We start from the raw sequence: 18,450 nt of genomic DNA, 5'->3' as shown, positions 1-18,450 counted from the left end.
GGATAGGGAGTGATTGACATGCTATTTGAAACGACATCTTACTTAATTGAAAAATTTTCCACTGTTCGTAATCAAACAATCGCCTTGATCGAACCACTCGAAGCGGAGGATTTCGTCATCCAGGCAAGTTCCGACGTGAGTCCACCGAAATGGCATATCGCCCATACGACCTGGTTTTTTGAACGAATGATACTACAGGAATATAGTGAAGACTATCGCGTCTTCCATCCGAAGTACAATTATCTATTCAACTCGTACTATAACTCGATCGGTCCTTACCAACCTCGTCAACAACGAGGAATGCTGTCACGTCCGACCGTCGAAGACATCATTGCTTACCGGTCATATGTCGATGGACAAATGATCGAGTTCTTGAAGGAAGATCGAACTCCAGAAGACCAACGAAAAATCGAAGCATTAGTCGAGATGGGATTACAACACGAACAACAACATCAGGAATTGATCTTGATGGACGTGAAGAATAACTTTTTTACGAATCCGTTGTTACTTGCCTATCAGTCAAAGTCGCGGGCAACAGATGTGCCTGAAAATGCAGTCAAGGAAACATCTTTTATCCAATTCGAGGAAGGACTCGTCGAGATCGGTCATACAGGAGACGGTTTTGCGTTTGACAACGAGAGTCCACGTCATAAAACGTGGCTGTATCCGTTTAAACTCGCGACGCGTCCTGTCACGAATGGAGAGTATTTGGCGTTCATTGAAGCAGAGGGCTATGAAAAATCAGAATACTGGTTGTCCGACGGCTTTTCGACGGTTCAAAAAGAAGGCTGGAAAGCACCGTTATATTGGATGAAGGATGAAGCAGGGGAGTGGACGATCTTTACGATGAATGGTGTCGAACCTCTTCGTCTCGATGAACCGGTCTGTCACGTCAGTTTTTATGAGGCGGATGCTTATAGTCGTTATATAGGGAAACGGTTGCCGACAGAAGCAGAGTGGGAATGGGCTTCTCGCCAAGTCGATTCTGTCACGAAGCGTAATATGATGGGAAGCGGGACCTTCCATCCGGTAGCCGTCGAAGAGTCAGAGACGACGCTTGCGAGCATGTTCGGAAACGTCTGGGAGTGGACGTCGAGCGCTTATAGTTCATATCCAGGCAGTAAACCGCTTGAAGGAGCACTCGGGGAATACAATGCGAAGTTCATGTGTAATCAAATGGTACTGCGTGGAGGAGCGTGCGTGACGCCTGACGATCACATTCGCGAGACATACCGTAACTTCTTCCCGCCTGATAAACGTTGGTTATTTGGCGGCTTCCGATTGGCAGGTGACATGTGATGCGGGAAACAGTAATAGGTTACGATTTATATACGCCGCAACAAAACATGCGTTTAGAAGTCATCGAAGGTCTGTTGCAAGAACAAAAGGTCTTACCGGCAAAATATTTTTATGATCACATCGGATCCCAGCTGTTCGAACAGATTACGCAACAACCGGAATATTATCCGACACGAACAGAACTCGCCATCTTGGAGCAACATCGAGCGGAAATCGCACGAAGTATCGGGGATGTGCATACACTGATTGAATATGGAAGTGGAAGCAGTCGTAAAATCCAAATGTTACTGGAGACATTTACACATTTAGACACGTATATGCCCATCGATATTTCAAAAGATTTCTTAATGGAATCTGCACGCCAATTGTCGGAACGGTATCCTGCGCTGCATATTAAAGCGGTCTGTGGGGATTACTCACAATCGATTTCTTTACCGGTCGAGGAGTCTCAAAAACGAGTCATTTTTTTCCCGGGATCGACGATCGGAAACTTTGAACCTGAGGAAGCGATGCGCTTCTTACGTCATTCCTCACGAATTCTTGAAACAGGAGATGGATTCTTGATCGGGGTCGATTTGAAAAAGTCTGTTGACGTTCTTGAACGAGCTTATAATGATGCAGCCGGCGTCACAGCAGCATTCAATTTGAATATGTTGACGCATTTGAATCAGATGCTTGAGGGAACATTTGATGTGACGCGATTCGAACATCATGCTTTTTATAATGAGGAAAAAGGACGAATCGAAATGCATCTTCGGAGTCAACTCGATCAACTCGTACAAGTTGGAGATGTGACGGTTCCGTTTAAACAAGGAGAAACGATTCATACGGAAAACTCCTATAAATACAGTAAAGAAGAGTTTGAGACACTTGCCCTTAAAAGTGGTTTTCATCCGGTCAATTGCTGGATCGATGACGATGAACGATTTAGCGTACATTATTTAGAAAAAATGTAATGGCATATCTAAAAACACTCCCGCTTGAATGATGAACTGCCCCATAAAAGTTGGACATAAAAATCCAACTTTTATGGGGTGTTTTTTATGGTCAAATATACAAAGGCGTTTAAAGTCCAAGTCGCTGAGCGTTATCTGACAGGACGAGACGGATACCGAGGTGTAGCGATAGAATTCGGGATAGCACGTGAACTGATCCGCGAGTGGTCGCGTCTCTATGAGCGTTGGGGGGAAACGATCTTCGATCCTTCCTATACAAGCCACTCGCTGGCATTTAAACTGGAGGTATTAAACGACATGGTGACCAACAGGCTGTCCAATATAGAGGCGGCCGTAAAGTACCGAATTTCTTCCCCAGGAACGATCTCGAGGTGGCGATCGACGTATGAACGGGAAGGGACCGCAGGTCTGGTCGCCAGACCGAAAGGACGTGCCCCGATGGCGAGACGCAAGAAGAAGGAATTTGAAGAGATGACAGAAGTCGAGAAGCTCAAAGAGCGGATTGAGTATCTCGAGATGGAGAACGCTGCGTTAAAAAAATTGAAAGCCTTGGTTCAAGAAGAGAATGCGCGACGAACCGGATCAAGGCACAAGTAATCGACGAATTGCGGTCAGTCTATCCCGTTCCGGGACTCCTTCGCGTGCTCGGTATGGCACGAAGCGTCTATTACTATTGGCGGACGCGCCTGACGGGCGAGGACAAGTATGCGGAGGTGAAGACAGCTATCCATACTCTCTTCCACGAACACGAGGGACGATGTGGCTATCGTCGCATCCACGCACTTCTCGAACGCCAAGGCTTCTGGCACGATCCGAAGACCGTACGCCGTCTCATGAATGAGCTCGGTCTAAAATGTCTTGTCCGTATGAAGCGATACCGCTCCTATAAAGGACGGGTCGGAAAGGTCGCACCGAATCTTCTCCAACGTGACTTCAAGGCCACCGGCCTGAACCAGAAATGGGTGACTGACGTCACTGAGTTTCACCTGTTCGGGGAGAAACTCTACCTCTCGCCGATGATGGACTTGGGAAATCGTGAGATCATTGCTTATACCCTATCGGACCGCCCTACCTATCAATTCGTTGGTGAAATGTTGGATCAGGCAATCGGGAAGCTCGACGGGAAAGCCCGACCGATTCTGCATTCCGACCAAGGGTGGCATTATCAATATCGAGCGTTCGTCGGTACGCTTCACGAGCACGGCATTACGCAAAGCATGTCCCGTAAGGGCAACTGCCTCGACAACAAGCTTCTTCGCTGTGCTCAAGTCAGAGCTCCTGTATCTCAAGGAGTTCGATGACATGGACCACTTCAAATGTGAGCTCGAGCTTTACATCGAGTACTATAACCATCGTCGTATCAAGAGACGACTAAAAAACCTGAGCCCGGTGGAATACCGGACTCAGGTCCTCAAGGTCGCCTGACAAATTATTTATTGTCTAACATTTTTGGTTCAGTTCAGTAAGCTTCCGTTACGAAGCGACACAGGGGAGTGTTTTTCTAAATGATATGCCTTATTCGACACGTGCTCCTTCCGGAATCGGATGTTCCGGTACGACGAGAATCGGCATCCATTGTTCCGAGCGACCGATCTCAAGCACCCGACCGGACTCTTCAGGCGTACGACCGGGTATATTGAGTACAGCAATCGCTTGTTTTCCAAGCAATTCATGGACATCGGGTCGCAGTGATTCCCACTCGAGTGAGAATAAACGCGTAAATCCGTCGAATTGTAGTTCAAGCTGAATTGAGCCATCGGTAAGATCCGAAAGCGACTGGATTGTACCAACACGTATATCTAAAGCATCGAATAATTCAAGAGGAACGATTGGTTTCATGGACAATGGTGTACTTCCTTTCAAAGTGAAGCATAGAGTTGGTCAGGAGTCGAGAGAGACATAGGTCGGCTCATAAGTCGTCCATTCGATATCAGGCGCTTGATGCCGTGCAAGCTTCGCTAATTGGCTACCGAGATACGGTCCGATCGTCAAACCGGATGCACCAAGTCCGTTCGCTAGGAACACGTTCGGATGATTTTGAAGCGGTCCAATCACCGGCAGGGAGTTTTTAGTATACGGGCGTAAGCCGATACGCAGTTCATCAATCGTCGTTTCTTCTAAACTTGGTAAGACAGGTAAGGCGCGATTCAATAAAGCATGCATCCCCTTGACGGTCGGTTTCAAGTCATAGTCGGTCTGCTTTTCGTGTGTCGAACCGACGATCAGTTTCTTTTCGTGGATTGAGACCAGATATAATCCGCGTTGTCCCATGATGACCGGCCACGTCGTTGATGTAGAATCCGTCAAGTCGAGTTGTAGGATTTGTCCCTTCTCCGGATGCAAATCAATTTTAAGCGCAAGCGGGCGGAGAAGATCATTCAACCAGACACCTGCCGTTAAAATGAATTGTTCTGCCGCATACTCCTCACGCCCCACTTTGATTCCCGTGACGCTCCCGTCCTCTACAATCAGAGAAGCGTCTCCTTCGATCACGTTGGCTCCATGTTCGACAGCACCACGGATCATAGCGGCACACAAGGCACGTCCGTCAACGCGGGCACCACCGGAAACGAATAAGGCATCTTCGATCTGTTCGACGAGTGGAAAGAGCGTTTTGACACGATCTTGGTCCAGTCGTTCGATACGTTCGATGGCAGGTGCTTCCGGAAAACGGTTTTGCGCAATCGTCTCCATCTTTTCGATTTTTGATGTTTCGTGTAAGGCGATCGTGCCAACTTGCTGATAACCCGTACTCGTCTCACCGAGTGCTTCGAGTTCAGGAATCAATGTCTTGTAAAAATGAGCCCCGTTATTCGCTAATTTGTACCATGCCTTATTTCGCCGTTGTGTCATCCACGGACAGATGATGCCGGCTGCCGCATGAGAGGCTCGACCGGGTTCCTTCCGATCGACGAGTAAGACGCGTTCACCAGCCTTCGATAAATGATAGGCAGTCGAGGCACCGAGAATTCCGGCGCCAATGATGATATGGGTGTACATGAAAGATTCAACTCGATTCTGTTCAATTGGAATATCTTTTATTGTAGCAGTAGAAGATCCGGACGACTAGCAAGAGCGGGTTTCCAATCTGTAGCACATCGAATGATGGGAAATGATGGGAAAAGTGAACCATTTGGCGCGTCATGACGTATACTAAATATACAGTTTCTAAAAACTGTGAATTAGACGATTAGAAACAGCTGAATTCGGAAACATACCCTTATAGGCATCATGTCCTGTCATCATCGACTTTGAAACGGTCCATCATGAAGGAGGGGAAGGCAATGAATATGAGTCAAGCCATCGTACGCAGACGCTACACGGATCATACTTTATTTTATTCCGCCATCCTAATCTGGAAATTGCTATTCTTCCTGCCACTGCTCATGTTCGTCAACAGCGGCACGGACCATGTGTTTCAAATGTACTTCGTACCGTACCTCACGGTCATCTTCCTATTTCGTGTGATGACCTACTTTGCGACCTATAAAGCATCTTTCATGGAGATGACGGAAATGGGTCTCTCGTTATCCTTGCTGATCGCAGATGTATATTTGATTGCGTTGTTCGATATTCCACTTCCGTTTGCTTTAATTATCCTTGCGCTTGCCTTACTCCACTTCAGTGCGGCATTCAGTCGTTTTCGTTGGTTCCGCCGTCGTCTTTGGTTGAATCGGCATCTTGAGATCCTCAATTATTTGACGGATCACGGTGAAGTACCCATTAAAATCGCCGTCATGGCAGAAGATGAGATGCTTGTGACGACGAAGAGTGGAAAAGAGTTTACGTATCGTCAGGTTTATTGGAGCGGATTTTATATTGAACATGGTTGATTGCTATATGAAACGGATTTCTCTTCGGGGAAATCTTTTGAGACTGAAGACAAGTGCAATTGTTCTCTAACGAGAAGGATTGCGCTTTTTTTGTTCGACTCGCATCGTTTTCCTGGGACAAGCATCGCGCCGCTTCGCTTCGCTGCAGGGTCGCTCTTGCTTGTTTTTCCCTAGGAAGCGATGTCGAGTGAACAAAATGCTTCTCGGTCCTTCTTCCGGATATAAAAAAATGACGCATTACACGCCACTCCTACAGGAAAAAGTGCGATTTTGCGCTGTCAGAGACAAACAAGACCCGTTTTCCTGCTCGAATGGAGCGGGAAAACTGGCTTGTGTCTCGCCTGAGGAAAGGGCGTGAAAAGGTGTGTCATTTTTTGAGTCAGTTCATTTATCTACAATCTGAAAGGATTTCTCTTCGAGGAAATCCTTTTTTTGTTGCATACGAAAAAATATAGTACGCTTACATAGGAAAAGGGGGAGAAAAAGTTGATTCGTTGTATACTGATCGATGCGAATGACACAATCATTTTGACCGATGATGTAAGTCGAATACAGGAGTCGGGCATCAAACGTTATTTCGTTGATTTCAATCAACCGAACGACGCAGAGAAGCAAAAATTGATTGAGGTTTTTGATTTTCATCCACTGGCGATTGAAGATTGTTTTCATTACTTGCAACGCCCAAAGCTTGAATATTATACAGAACATAGCTTTTTTGTCCTTCATGCGCTCGATGAAGGAACGTTGACGAGTCGTGAAATCAATTTGTTCGCAAGTGATCGGCATCTCGTTAGCTACCATGAGCAATCTTCACCAGAAATTGATATCGTGTTTGAACAGTGTAGCCAACGCCTCGACAAACAAGAAACAGTCGACCTCGTACATAAAATCATGGATAAGATCGTCGACGGGTATTTTCCGATCGTTCATGCGACGGAAGATGAATTGTTTGCGCTTGAAGAACGCTACCGAACGCGTGGCAATGATCGTCGGTTGATGGAGGAGATTTTCGAACTACGCGCGCGGTTACTTCGAATCTCGCGGACGGTCATGCCGATGCGGGACTTACTGTATCGTGTCGTCGAATCAAAGCGGTTATCGATTTATCCAAAGAAACAAGCATTCTTTCGCGATTTGTACGATCACTTACTGAAGTTATCGGAAATGATCGAATACAATCGATTAATGACCTCTGAGTTTCGGGATAATTTCATTTCCCTCAACTCGTACCGGATGAATAGCATCATGAAGACGTTGACAATCTTCACGACGATTTTCATGCCGTTGACGTTCATCGCCGGTATATACGGCATGAACTTCGAACATATGCCAGAACTGACCACTCGGTACGGTTATTTCGTGACATTAGGGGCAATGGGACTCCTCGCTTTAGGAATGATTCTGTTTTTCAAAAAAAATCGCTGGTTTGATGAATAAGGGGAGATGTAAGTGGATATTCGACAGTTACTTTTTTTTACGACAATCGTTGAGCAAGGCTATAACTTAACGCGTGCTTCGAAGCACTTGTCAATCTCGCAACCGGCGCTTAGTCAGATGATCCGCGACTTCGAGCAGCTGGAGCAAGTGGAACTGTTCATTCGAAAGCACGGACGGTTGACAGGGTTATCGGAAACGGGACGTCAATTGTATGAGGATGCGAAGATCGTTCTGACACGTCATCAAGCATTGATGGGGCATCTGCGTGAACGCTCGAACGTCGTCCGAGGAAAAGTCCGTCTCGGCATCCCACCCGTCATCCTCCCTGTCTTATTTTCGCAGTTGATTCCGAAGTTCATGGCGGAACACCCTGGCATCGAACTCGAAATCATCGAGGAGGGGGCGTTTGAACTCAAACGTCGACTGTTACTTGAAGAACTCGACTTGGCCATCTTGATCGAACCGGGCGAATCCTATGGCATCGAACGTTTTCGATTGATCGAAGATGAGGTCGTCGTCGCCGTTCGTCCGAATCACCCGTTTCAAGCAAAAGAAGCGCTATCCTATCGTGATATCGGAAATGAACCACTCGTCATCTTGAACGATCGATTCATGTTACATCATCAAATACTATCGGAGTTTCGTAAAGTGCAGCAAGAGCCGAATATCTTCTTCATGTCAGGGGCATGGGACTTGTTGATCGGGATGGTCCAAGAACTTGACGTCATCTCGATCCTACCGGAGCCGATACTACGGTTTCATCATGCGGATGACATTAAAATCATCCCGTTCGACCCACCGATGTTATGGGATGTCTCATTGAACCGACTCGTTGGGACGGAATTACGTCCTGTCGTCCAGCACGTCCACCAATACATCGTCCACTATTTTCAGTCGTACTGGCCAACGCCATCGCGTTGACGAGAAGGCAATCAAAAAGGGGACTGACTCAAAAAAGAATGACTCGTCTATTCACGCCCTTTCCTCAGGCGAGACACAAGCCCGTTTTCCTGCTTCATTCCAGCATGAAAACGGGTCTTGTTTGTCTCTGACAGCGCAAAAATGAGCTTTTCCTGTAGGAGTGGCGTGTGACGGGTCATTCTATTTTTACGAGATAAGGGTGGCAGAATTATGATCTGCCACCCTTATCTTTGTAGAGACTGACTGTTGGGTCAGCCTCTTTTACGTTGGAGCGATCGTATCTCATGAAGTGACGTGTTGCGTCAGACTGCGAATCTGCTTAGCTGCTTGTTTATAAGGGGTCAGCGTCTCTTGTGCCTGTAACGTCGCGCGTTCACTCTCAAGTTGCTCGAGTGTTTGACGTAACAGGTGCTCTGAAACGGCTGTCAAAGAAACATCTAGATGTGCCGCCGCGACTGCCAGCAAGCGTTTTTCTTGAGTGGCAGTATACGCGAGTGCTTCTTGTTTGGTTAATGTCGCAAGCTCCTCTTTCAGCTGCTCCTTCTCATTTTTCTCGAAGAAGGCTTTCGCATTCCGGAAGTGACGTTTGACGCCGACATAAGGCGTTGCATCTTCGAATGGACCATCGAACGTCATTTCGTTTAATCGAGAGACCGTGACAGGTGCGAGTTGGAAGGATTCGTTCCATTGCTCTAGCAACTGTTGCTCCTCTTGTTGACGCCGGATCAAGGCCGCTTCGAGCCATTGATCGACACGGAAATGCGTGACCCGGAGCTCTTGTTCAAAATCGAACCGAAGGAACGTCAACAGTTCCGTTAATGCATCCTGTAATGCCGCTCCTTTGCCAGTTTGAGCAAAACGAACAGGATTATAGGATTCCTTGAAAAAGTCGGGGAAACGGTAATAAATGCGTTGTACGACATGATGCAACAGCTCATGGATCTCTGCTTTGAGTGCAGGTTCGATCAAAGCGGCGCGATTGTCTTCGAAACGATCCGTGACCTGCTGTTCTAAAGCAGACAGCTCAGCCAACCGTTCTTCTTTTCGCAACAGATTCGCTTCAGTCGCAGCGATAAATCGTTCGAGTCGCTGGACGGTCTTTTCCGTCTGCTCAGACAACGATACTTTGGCGAGACCGGTCAGATCCTCCGCTAGGAAGTGATGGAATGCCTCCTCGAATTCAGGTAAACCGGAAGTTGAATCCGATCGCTCTTGTTGCTTTTCCGTGAGTCCTTGTAAGCTCGAGACGCCATACAGTCGGGGCGATCGAATCCCGAACCGTTGCAATTCCGTCGCGACATAGTTCAAGACATCTTGACGTTCGCTATCTGACGCAGCAAGATCAATCGCGTTGACGAGGAAGAACATCTTATCGAGTTCGAATGCGTCTTTGACACGACCGAGTTGAATCAAGAATTCACGGTCAGCGCGGGCGAAGGCATGATTGAAGTACGTGACGAATAAGATCGCATCCGCGTTCTTGATGTAATCAAAAGCGACATCAGTATGACGGGCATTGATTGAATCTGCTCCCGGTGTATCGACGAGCGTCACGCCAAGACGTGTTAACGGGCTATCGTAATAGAAATCGATGACATCTATGAAACAGCTTCGTTCTTCCTGCGCGACATACTGTTTAAAAGCTTCTTGATCGACCGTCTGGACGGTACCGATGAAGGATTGAACGGCAGGGAATCCTTTCAAGAAAGCACGCAAGAACGGATCCGTCAGTGACGCGGTACGTGGTAAGAGCGTATCGTATGCCTGTTTCGTTGACTCAAAAGTCATCGTCCCGACCATCGCTTCATTTAAGTCTTCAAGCATCGCTGCTTCCGACTTGAACGTGACTTCTGCCACGCCGTGCGGGTGTGCAGCGTCAACGGGATGAATCCGGTTGATCGACGCGGTCGTCGGGTTCGGAGAGACCGGTAGTACCTTATCTCCGAGCAAGGCATTGCAAAACGACGATTTCCCAGCACTGAAGGCACCGAATAAGGCGATCGTGAACGATTGGTGTGTCAGTCGGTCCAATTTGTCATTCAAATAAGCGACGGCATCTTCAAAACCTTGAAGACCATTCAGATGCTGACGGATTTGAGCGACGTCTTCCGGTGCATAACGGACGGCTTGTTGCTCACTGATCGTCGTCGCAACTTCAAACGCAGTAGTTTCTGTCACCGATTCATACCCGGTAAAGGAGACGATCGCCGCTTCTTGTTGGATCAATTGCTCCTCCCAGACCGAAACTTGCGTCCGAGCTCGTTCGAGTTGTTGATCAGATGGATCGGCAACACCATGCTCATAACGCTCAAGTGCTACGGTAGCCTGTTGCCATACTTGGACGCTGTTCCATTTGTGCTGTAGTGACGACTGTCGTTGCAATAGTTCAGCTTGTTCTTTCGGGAAAGTCACCGTTAACTCTTGGCGCACATGCTCCCGCCACGCGTTCGTTTCCTTGACGAACCACGCTTGTGTCTGCTCAGCGACACGATTCGTGAACTGGAGCACCGATTCACCGGTAATCGTAATACCGGTTGGCAAGGCACTTTCGAGTACGGAAAGCGGTGGGTCGAGTGAGAGCTGATCGATTGCGACGATATGCATATCCTGCAAGAGACCAAGGTCACGTAACGATTGTTTCATCAAGTTACGTAAATGTAGCGAAATTTCGGAAGCGGTCACCGTCTGATAGGCACGTAGCACGTCTTGCGCGATCTCTGCTTGAGCCGCTTCCGTCTTTTTCGTGCTACGGAATAGTCCAACCTTGAAGTCACGTTGGCGTGACTCAAGAAAACGGCGCATCTTCTCACGTAACTCAAACGGCATCAAGGTCGCATTTTTCAAGAGTTGATCCCGATGCAACGAAAACGTCTGTACCCAACGGTCCGGTTGGCGTGCTTCTAATTGCTGCGAGATGTGGACTAGTTCGGCTTCGATCGTCGCCGGATCGCGTCGTTCAGCGTCACTCAATTGTTCAGTCATCGTCTCGTGGGCTTCTGAAACGAGACGTGTGAGATACCGTGTATGCTCTTGGTGAAGACTTTCAAGTGTCAAAGCGGCAGACGTCAACAACTTCGGTTGAGCGTCGCGAATGCTTTGCTTAACGAGCTGTTCGACTTCCGTAAAATCGTTATGCAAATGATCTGGATTCCTTAGACTCGTAAAGAAGATTCCTTTTGGCACGACACCATGTTCGGCGAAGGATGCATGGACCGAGCGGCGGAATGCGTCGAATGATAATTCATCGTCACGATGTTTATCAATTTGATTGACGATTAAATATAACTCAGGTACGGCAGCTTGTAATTCATCCGTTACCATGAAGTTCAATTCGGATTGGACATGGTTGTAGTCCATGACGTAAAACAAGATGTCTGCTAAGTGAAGTGCGGATTCCGTTGATACACGGTGGGCATCATCGACCGAGTCAACGCCAGGTGTATCCATTAGGACAAGACCAGGTGGCAGCTTGGACGCGGCATGCGTCAAGTCGATTTGTCGGACATCGCCACTCTTCCCAAGCGTTTGAAGATGCTCCTCTTGCTCTTTCGCTGTCAGGCGAACAGACGGTTGTTCGTGAAAGTGAACGATCGCTGAATCCGTGTCACCTTGCTGAAGCGTCACGATGTTCGCACTCGTTGGAATCGGGCTCGTTGGTAAGACCGATTCTCCTGTCAAGGCGTTAATCATGCTCGACTTCCCAGCCGAGAAATGACCAGCAAACGCAATCGTGAACTCTCGTTTTAATAGTTTCATGGCGAATTTATCTAGTTTATCTAAACGAAGTTGATCCGTTGAAGGTTGAATCAATGTGACGAGTGAGGCCGTCGCCTCGAGTTGGTTCGATAATCGTTCCTCAAATGAGCGCATGCGATGAAACCCCTTTCTTTCAGTCACCGTTCAGTGTATCACGATTTTTTCAGTTTCGTCATCCTTCTAAAAGCGACAAAAAACGATCCGCCCGGGAAGAGGCGGATCGTGTGATCGTGATCAAGATGACGGAACGATTTCGTCTGCGCTTGTCGATTCTTGCTCCGTCGAATGAATCCGACGCAACAAGTGTAATTTAAAGAGGTACATCACAAGCAAGTGAACGTTCGCCTGCGTTGCTTTATAGAGTACCCAAGGCAACGCGGGCACGAATTCATGGATGGCGATGATACATTCCTGTGTACCAGGAATTTGCCGGAATTCAATCCGACCACGGCTATCTTGCTCGACTTTCGCGAACAGTCCACCAGTAATCCGGTACGTCGCCATTTGTCGGTCGTGGACCGGTTCCTTCGTCAATTCAAGTAGTGGTTGTTCGTAAAATGGAATGTGGATTCCGACGACTTGATCCTGCACAGTTGACGATAGGAAGGGACGGGCAAACGAAGACAACCAATTCATATAATCATCGGCTGCCCAATCGGCGTCACGATCCTTCGGTAGAAGGACACGTTGGACTGAACGAACGTCTAGGACGTCTGGTGTCGAAGACGACGAGGAGGAAGAGCCTTTTTGTTCTTCTTCCTCTTTTAACGCATCCCGAACCGATTGTTCGAAAGTGATTTTACCGTCACTGATGCCTGGAACCATTTTTTCTGGATCTGCGACCATCTCATGCACCATGCTTTCAACAAGTGGATAGACGGTTTCTTTTGGTTCCCCGGACACGAGCGTCACCCAGAGGCGGGATAATTTAACGGTCAGTAAAGGAATATCGATCGTCGGTTGTCGTTTTCCCATGATATCTGCCGTTTTAAGAATCATCTCTTTGTAAGTCATCGCTTCCGGACCACCGATATCGATTGCCCGGTCTTTCACGTCGTCACGATCAACACTTTCGCCAAGTGCATGAATGACGTCGGACAAGGCGACTGGGTGCGTTTTGTTGCGCGTCCAGCGGGGGAGTGCCATGACGGGAAGGCGTTTGACGAGCTTCGATAAGATCGGGAACGATGAGCCTTTTGGACCGACGATCAACGCGGCACGGATCGTCGTCACTGGAGTCCCGTATGCACCGAGGACACGTTCGACTTCCAGTCGGCTCTTTAAGTGACGTGATAGGTCTTCTGTTTCCTCAGGGATGATACCACTTAAGTAGATAATCTGGCGGATACCATTTTCTTTTGCGGCACGGGCGAAGTTATCAGCTAACAGCAAATCCATGTTCTCAAACGATCCTTGTGTCAATTTGGCAGAAGGCATCATCGAATGGACGAGATAGACAGCGATGTCCGCTCCTTTCATACCTTCGATCGTATCGTTTAAAGAAAAGAGATCGCACGATCGCCATTCGACGCGTTCCTCATTGTCCTTATCATCACCGTTTCGTGAAAGGGCGATGACGTCATATTTTTTCTTTAATTCATTCAGTAGGTTGTGACCAATGTATCCGGTGGCTCCGGCTAAAGCTAAACGCGTTGGCATGGATGTAAACTCCTCTCTTATATCTGTTGTAATGTACCCCCAATCGAGTCGGTTCAATCGCAAGAGATTATGCTAAGACGATTCAGGTGAACGGAATAGGGAATAGATGAATATAGAGAACCAACAGGAAGAATGAAAATAAAGGGGGCTTCAACCATGCAGACGATACAATTCATGCAAGAGGGACATGAACGACGATTCGATCTGTTGTGGAGACGCTTAAAGCCGAAACACCGGGAAGATGCAGCGATGGTCTCGATGCTGTACCTTGCGACAGGACAGCCACAAGTGCTCGAACGATTTTCGGATTACTTTTTCCCGGATAGTGGCGAGTTTTTTGACCGTGAATTTCTAGCTGAACCCTATCCGAATCCAGCGTTAGAAGCAATCATTCACTTGATCGTTCAACTGTATAATGGACGAACGACGATCACGATCATCGAGCTGATTGAACGATTGGATCAGCAACAGATGTCGCTCGTACTCGAAGCGATAAAATTGCGGGCTTACGGATGTCAAATGTTACAAAAAGTCGCAAAATCGTAAGGACCCTACTATGAATCCGATTGATGAAGGAACTTCTCTTCGTCGATCGGATTTTTTGTGAGGGAAGAAAAATTGTAAGTTCAAGAATCGGTAAGAAGATGTTCGTGAATTAGAGTTCATTAAAATAAATCGCCATGAAAATAAAAGCTAAGTTTATTCACGAAGAACTAATTGAGATGGGCAGCGACTGGAAATAAGATGAAAGTATCAGTAAAAGGTGGTCTAACTATGGAAGGAGTGACATCATGCAGCTTAAAGAATCGATCTACTTTCACTCACCAATCTTCATTCAAAACTTATTGACGACTTTACAAGGACGCCGTCTGTTCCACGAACGATACGGTGCAACTTACCAGCAACGCTTACAAGAACTGAAACAGAAGTTAGGACGACCGATTGACGTTCGAGCAGAACAGTTGCATCGATTAAACGACTTCCTTTCTTTTTGCCAAACGCATAGTCCATACTATCAGGAATTGTTTTCTTCTATCAGATTAGAGCTCCCTTTAAAATCGATTGACGAGCTAAAGCAGATTCCCCCTTTAACGAAAGAAATCTTACGGCAACAAAATGAAGACGTCCATGCGCACGTCCATGCCCCGATTCTCGGAAAAACGGGCGGGACGACTGGTAAATCGATTCAAGTGCATTATACAAAGGAAGATATGCAAATCCGGATGGCACACCTCGATTTCTTCAAGTGGACCCATGGAGTCGATCAAGGAATGCGCCGTGCAAGTTTTACCGGTCAAACGCTCGCTTCGCCGCAACAAAAGGCACCGGTCTACTGGCGGACGAACAAAGTCATCAATCAGATGCTGTTCTCGATCAAAAATATCAATCCGAAAACCGCTGCTGTATACATTGAACAACTGAATCGGTTTCAGCCGGAATCGATTGATGGTTTGCCTTCAGGAATGATTGAAGTCGCACGATATGCTAAAAAATATGGGATGACCTGTACGTTCCGACCGAAAGCGATTTTCCCGACGGCAGAGATGATGACAGCAGAAGAACGAGCACTCGTCGAAGACGTCTTCCATGCACCGATCTATGACCAGTATGCGTCTTCAGAAGGGGCACCGATCGTCGCCGAATGTCCGTATAGGAAAAAACATTTACATTATGAGATGGGAATCATTGAACGCGATGAGGATGGAGAAATTCTCGTGACGAGTTTTGATACACACGGGACACCACTCGTCCGTTACCGCGTCGGCGATCGGATGACGCTCAGTCAGGAAACGTGTCCGTGCGGTCATCAAGGTCCAATCATCGCTTCGATTGATGGTCGAGGGAGAAGCTTCATTCAACTCAGAAACGGACATCGTGTTTTTGAAGGGGAGCTCGCGGGAATCGTTCGAGCGTTCCCGAACTGTATCGAACGCGTGCAATACATTCAAGAGACGCGGGACGAGATTGTATTATTGTATGTTCCGGATGAACGATGTTTTGAGAAAGAACATGAGAAAAAACTCTTTTTCGTTCTTGACCGACTGTTTGACGGACAATTGAATGTCGTCATGCGCGCGGTACCCGAAATACCGAAAGAAATCAGTGGCAAAACGTTACTGATTAAACAACAGTATGCATGACGTACAACGTAAAAGGCGAGACCACCGATGATTTCGCCTTTTCGTATGTCCTGAAATTATCAGTCGCGCGGACGCACCGGAATCCAGATGGCAGATTGATAATCGGCGGCAGACGGGTCGCCTGCCGAATACACTTCGAGTTCAGCGTGAGGCAGAGGATCATATCCATGCGATGGGAGCCACTCTTGATAGATACGCTGCCAAATCTCTTGAATGGCATGCGGCATCGGACCAACGACCGGAAACGTCGCCCAAAGACTCGCCGGAATCGTCATCGTCTCTTGACCGGGCAGGACTTCCGTTGTCGTTGTCGCGATCCAATAATCCATTGATGCTTCGGTGAAATTGGAGCAGACACCAATCACACCTTCGATCTTTCCATCGTTTTGTTTGAACAAAATCGCGTCTTGACCAGAACGATTCACATCATTCCAAAACAACGGAATCAGTTGCTGTTGGGCGCCATCTTGCGTCGGGAAATGTTTTCGCCATCCTGAAATCTGTAAAGCCGGTCGTTCGATGAGTTGGTAATCCATTTGCTCCAGTCCTTTCAAAGTCACCTGAATACTCAGGCGGTTATAGGCGTGAATCGGACGTCGCTCGTTTCGCATCAACGTCGGCGAACAACCATGCTGACGTTTGAAAGCTTTTGTGAAAGCTTCCGGCGTCTCATAACCAAAACGTAAGGCGAGATCGATGATTTTTTCGTCCGTCTGTGTCAATTGTTGGGCAGCGAGCGTCAGACGTCGCCCGCGGATGTATTCCGGTAAGGTCATCATCGCAAGTAACGAAAACGTCCGTTGTAAAGGATACGTTTGCATCTGCGCCACCCTTGTCAAAACGTTGAGATCGAGCGAATCTTCTAAATGATCTTCGATATAGTCAATGACGCGTTGAATTGATTCGAGCCACATCTTGTCACCTCCTTGTTTTTAGTATAATAGAGCGATGATCGTCTGACCTGTCCAAGGCGATAGTAATTTGTCAGGATGCATGTTCCCTTATTTTTGTCATATTCTTGTCAGGTACATAGGCTATCGTAGAGACATCGAAACCGTTACTTCCCTTGCGAAAGGACGTGATGACATGGGTATCAAAGAGCAGATCTACAATCGCTCTCCTCTATTTCTCCAGCACCTCTTCACAACCCTCTATGGGTATCAATTGCATCGCGAACGTTATGGACCGGCCTATCAAGAACGGTTCCGGATGCTCCTCGAACGAGAACATACGACGATCGACGTCAAAGCGGAACAACTTGATCGTTTAAATGACTTCCTTCACTTCTGTACGGAACACAGTCCCTATTACCATCAGCTCTTCACTTCACATGGCATTCGCCTACCGTTCAAAGACTTATCAGAACTAAAAAACATCCCTGTATTATCAAAAGAAACATTACGAACGAAGATGGCGGAAATTCAAACGGACATTCCTGCACCAATCATAGGGAAAACGGGCGGAACGACAGGCATGTCACTGCAAGTACGATATACGATACCGGATATGCAAATTCGCATGGCCCATCTGGATTATTTCAAGGCGACCCACGGTGTCTACCGTGGCATGCGACGAATCAGCTTTACGGCACAGGATCTCGTACCCGAGCGTCAACAGGTGGACGTCTATTGGCGAATGAATCGAGCGGCGAATCAGCTCTTGTTCACGGTAAAACGATTGTCTCCACGGACGATGGCAGCGTATCTTGAAGCCATCGAACGTTTTCAACCAGAAACGATCGATGGTCTTCCGTCAGCGATGATTGAGCTCGCCCGGTTCGCGAAGTGAGAAGGGATCCGCTTGACGTGTCAACCGATTGCGATTTTTCCGACGGCTGAACGGATCGATGCGGAAGAGCGCCAAGTCATCGAAGAAGTGTTTCACGGACTAGTTTTTGATCAATATGCATCGTCTGAAGGGGCACCAATCGTTTCGGAATGTCGGTTTGGTCAAAAACATCTGCATCATGAGATGGGGATCATCGAACTCGATACAGACGGGGAGATTCTCGTGACGAGTTTTGATACACATGGGACGCCACTCATTCGCTACCGTGTCGGCGATCGGATGACGCTGAGTCAACGCACCTGTTCGTGCGGTCATCCAGGACCAATCATTGATTCAATTGACGGAAGAGGACGCGCCTTCATCCAAAAACCGGATGGGCAGAAGATTTTTGAAGCGCAACTGTCAAGTCTCGTCAAACACTTACCAAACAGTATCGAACGCATTCAATATGTTCAAATGACGCCGGATAGCGTATCGATTTACTACGTTCCGGACGCAGAGCGGTTCAGTCAATCAGACGAACGACTTCTGATGGAACGGCTATACCGTTTATTCGGTCGTGATATCCATCTCGATGTGCAAGCCGTTTCTTATATCGATGCTGAGGAAAGTGGTAAGATCTTGCTCGTCAAATCAAGCTTAACAGGATAAAAGAAAGGA

General features: G+C 47.5%; 15 protein-coding genes and 1 pseudogene. 11 read left to right on the top strand and 5 right to left on the bottom strand.

Annotated features, from left to right (window positions below):
* Nucleotides 1-18: 18 nt before the first annotated feature.
* The 4 genes and pseudogenes from egtB to P401_RS19145 all read left to right on the top strand — a co-directional run bounded on the left by egtB (nucleotide 19) and on the right by P401_RS19145 (nucleotide 3,680).
* On the top strand, nucleotides 19-1,299 hold the full coding sequence (gene egtB / locus P401_RS0107325) for an ergothioneine biosynthesis protein EgtB (protein WP_029341910.1): 1,281 nt from the start codon (nucleotides 19-21) through the stop codon (nucleotides 1,297-1,299).
* Nucleotides 1,299-2,255 carry an L-histidine N(alpha)-methyltransferase gene (gene egtD / locus P401_RS0107320; protein ID WP_029341909.1) on the top strand — a complete coding sequence of 319 codons (957 nt, stop codon included), beginning with the start codon at nucleotides 1,299-1,301 and terminating at the stop codon, nucleotides 2,253-2,255. Before egtB ends, egtD begins: the two co-directional genes overlap by 1 nt.
* Before the next feature lie 87 nt (nucleotides 2,256-2,342).
* On the top strand, nucleotides 2,343-2,852 hold the full coding sequence (locus P401_RS19150; protein WP_029341908.1) for a helix-turn-helix domain-containing protein: 510 nt from the start codon (nucleotides 2,343-2,345) through the stop codon (nucleotides 2,850-2,852).
* Nucleotides 2,795-3,680, top strand: a pseudogene (locus tag P401_RS19145) (IS3 family transposase). The gene P401_RS19150 and the pseudogene P401_RS19145 overlap by 58 nt, the downstream one beginning before the upstream one ends.
* A gap of 90 nt (nucleotides 3,681-3,770) precedes the next feature.
* Here P401_RS19145 and P401_RS0107305 read toward each other — a convergent pair.
* Entirely contained in the window at nucleotides 3,771-4,100 is a 330-nt protein-coding gene (locus P401_RS0107305; protein WP_160171461.1) for a hypothetical protein, read from the bottom strand.
* Between the two features lie 36 nt (nucleotides 4,101-4,136).
* Nucleotides 4,137-5,255 (bottom strand): NAD(P)/FAD-dependent oxidoreductase, encoded by a 1,119-nt coding sequence (locus P401_RS0107300; RefSeq protein WP_029341906.1) that lies wholly within the window; start codon nucleotides 5,253-5,255, stop codon nucleotides 4,137-4,139.
* A gap of 284 nt (nucleotides 5,256-5,539) precedes the next feature.
* On the opposite strand from P401_RS0107300, the gene P401_RS0107295 reads away from it, so the two are divergent.
* The 3 genes from P401_RS0107295 to P401_RS0107285 all read left to right on the top strand — a co-directional run bounded on the left by P401_RS0107295 (nucleotide 5,540) and on the right by P401_RS0107285 (nucleotide 8,446).
* Entirely contained in the window at nucleotides 5,540-6,088 is a 549-nt protein-coding gene (locus P401_RS0107295) for a hypothetical protein (RefSeq protein ID WP_023468520.1), read from the top strand.
* 486 nt (nucleotides 6,089-6,574) lie between these two features.
* A complete protein-coding gene (gene corA / locus P401_RS0107290; RefSeq protein WP_029341905.1) occupies nucleotides 6,575-7,525 on the top strand; it encodes a magnesium/cobalt transporter CorA in 951 nt (316 codons plus the stop codon).
* Nucleotides 7,526-7,537: 12 nt separating this feature from the next.
* Entirely contained in the window at nucleotides 7,538-8,446 is a 909-nt protein-coding gene (locus P401_RS0107285) for a LysR family transcriptional regulator (RefSeq protein ID WP_029341904.1), read from the top strand.
* Nucleotides 8,447-8,728: 282 nt separating this feature from the next.
* Here the strand turns inward: P401_RS0107285 and P401_RS0107280 are convergent, their stop codons facing one another.
* Nucleotides 8,729-12,316, bottom strand: coding sequence for a dynamin family protein (locus P401_RS0107280; RefSeq protein WP_029341903.1), 3,588 nt, complete (start codon nucleotides 12,314-12,316; stop codon nucleotides 8,729-8,731).
* A 120-nt stretch (nucleotides 12,317-12,436) separates the two neighbouring features.
* Entirely contained in the window at nucleotides 12,437-13,861 is a 1,425-nt protein-coding gene (locus P401_RS0107275; protein ID WP_034786012.1) for an NAD(P)H-binding protein, read from the bottom strand.
* A 156-nt stretch (nucleotides 13,862-14,017) separates the two neighbouring features.
* Here P401_RS0107275 and P401_RS0107270 point away from each other — a divergent pair, with 156 nt between their 5' ends.
* The gene (locus P401_RS0107270) at nucleotides 14,018-14,407 is read left to right on the top strand and encodes a hypothetical protein (RefSeq protein WP_029341901.1); all 390 of its coding nucleotides are present in this window, start codon (nucleotides 14,018-14,020) and stop codon (nucleotides 14,405-14,407) included.
* 245 nt (nucleotides 14,408-14,652) lie between these two features.
* Entirely contained in the window at nucleotides 14,653-16,002 is a 1,350-nt protein-coding gene (locus P401_RS0107265) for a phenylacetate--CoA ligase family protein (RefSeq protein ID WP_029341900.1), read from the top strand.
* A 59-nt stretch (nucleotides 16,003-16,061) separates the two neighbouring features.
* On the opposite strand, the gene P401_RS0107260 is transcribed toward P401_RS0107265, so the two are convergent.
* On the bottom strand, nucleotides 16,062-16,916 hold the full coding sequence (locus P401_RS0107260) for an AraC family transcriptional regulator (RefSeq protein ID WP_029341899.1): 855 nt from the start codon (nucleotides 16,914-16,916) through the stop codon (nucleotides 16,062-16,064).
* 172 nt (nucleotides 16,917-17,088) lie between these two features.
* Between P401_RS0107260 and P401_RS18850 the strand changes: the two genes are divergently transcribed.
* Nucleotides 17,089-17,790 (top strand): phenylacetate--CoA ligase family protein, encoded by a 702-nt coding sequence (locus P401_RS18850; protein WP_236627091.1) that lies wholly within the window; start codon nucleotides 17,089-17,091, stop codon nucleotides 17,788-17,790.
* Nucleotides 17,791-17,802: 12 nt separating this feature from the next.
* The gene (locus tag P401_RS18845) at nucleotides 17,803-18,441 is read left to right on the top strand and encodes a phenylacetate--CoA ligase family protein (protein ID WP_236627090.1); all 639 of its coding nucleotides are present in this window, start codon (nucleotides 17,803-17,805) and stop codon (nucleotides 18,439-18,441) included.
* The last annotated feature ends 9 nt before the right edge of the window (nucleotides 18,442-18,450 follow it).

Origin of the sequence: Exiguobacterium acetylicum DSM 20416, from assembly GCF_000702605.1 — a bacterium.
Lineage (GTDB): Bacteria > Bacillota > Bacilli > Exiguobacteriales > Exiguobacteriaceae > Exiguobacterium_A > Exiguobacterium_A acetylicum.
The sequence above is the reverse complement of the archived record's forward strand: the minus strand, read 5'-3'. Positions and strand labels throughout refer to the sequence as shown.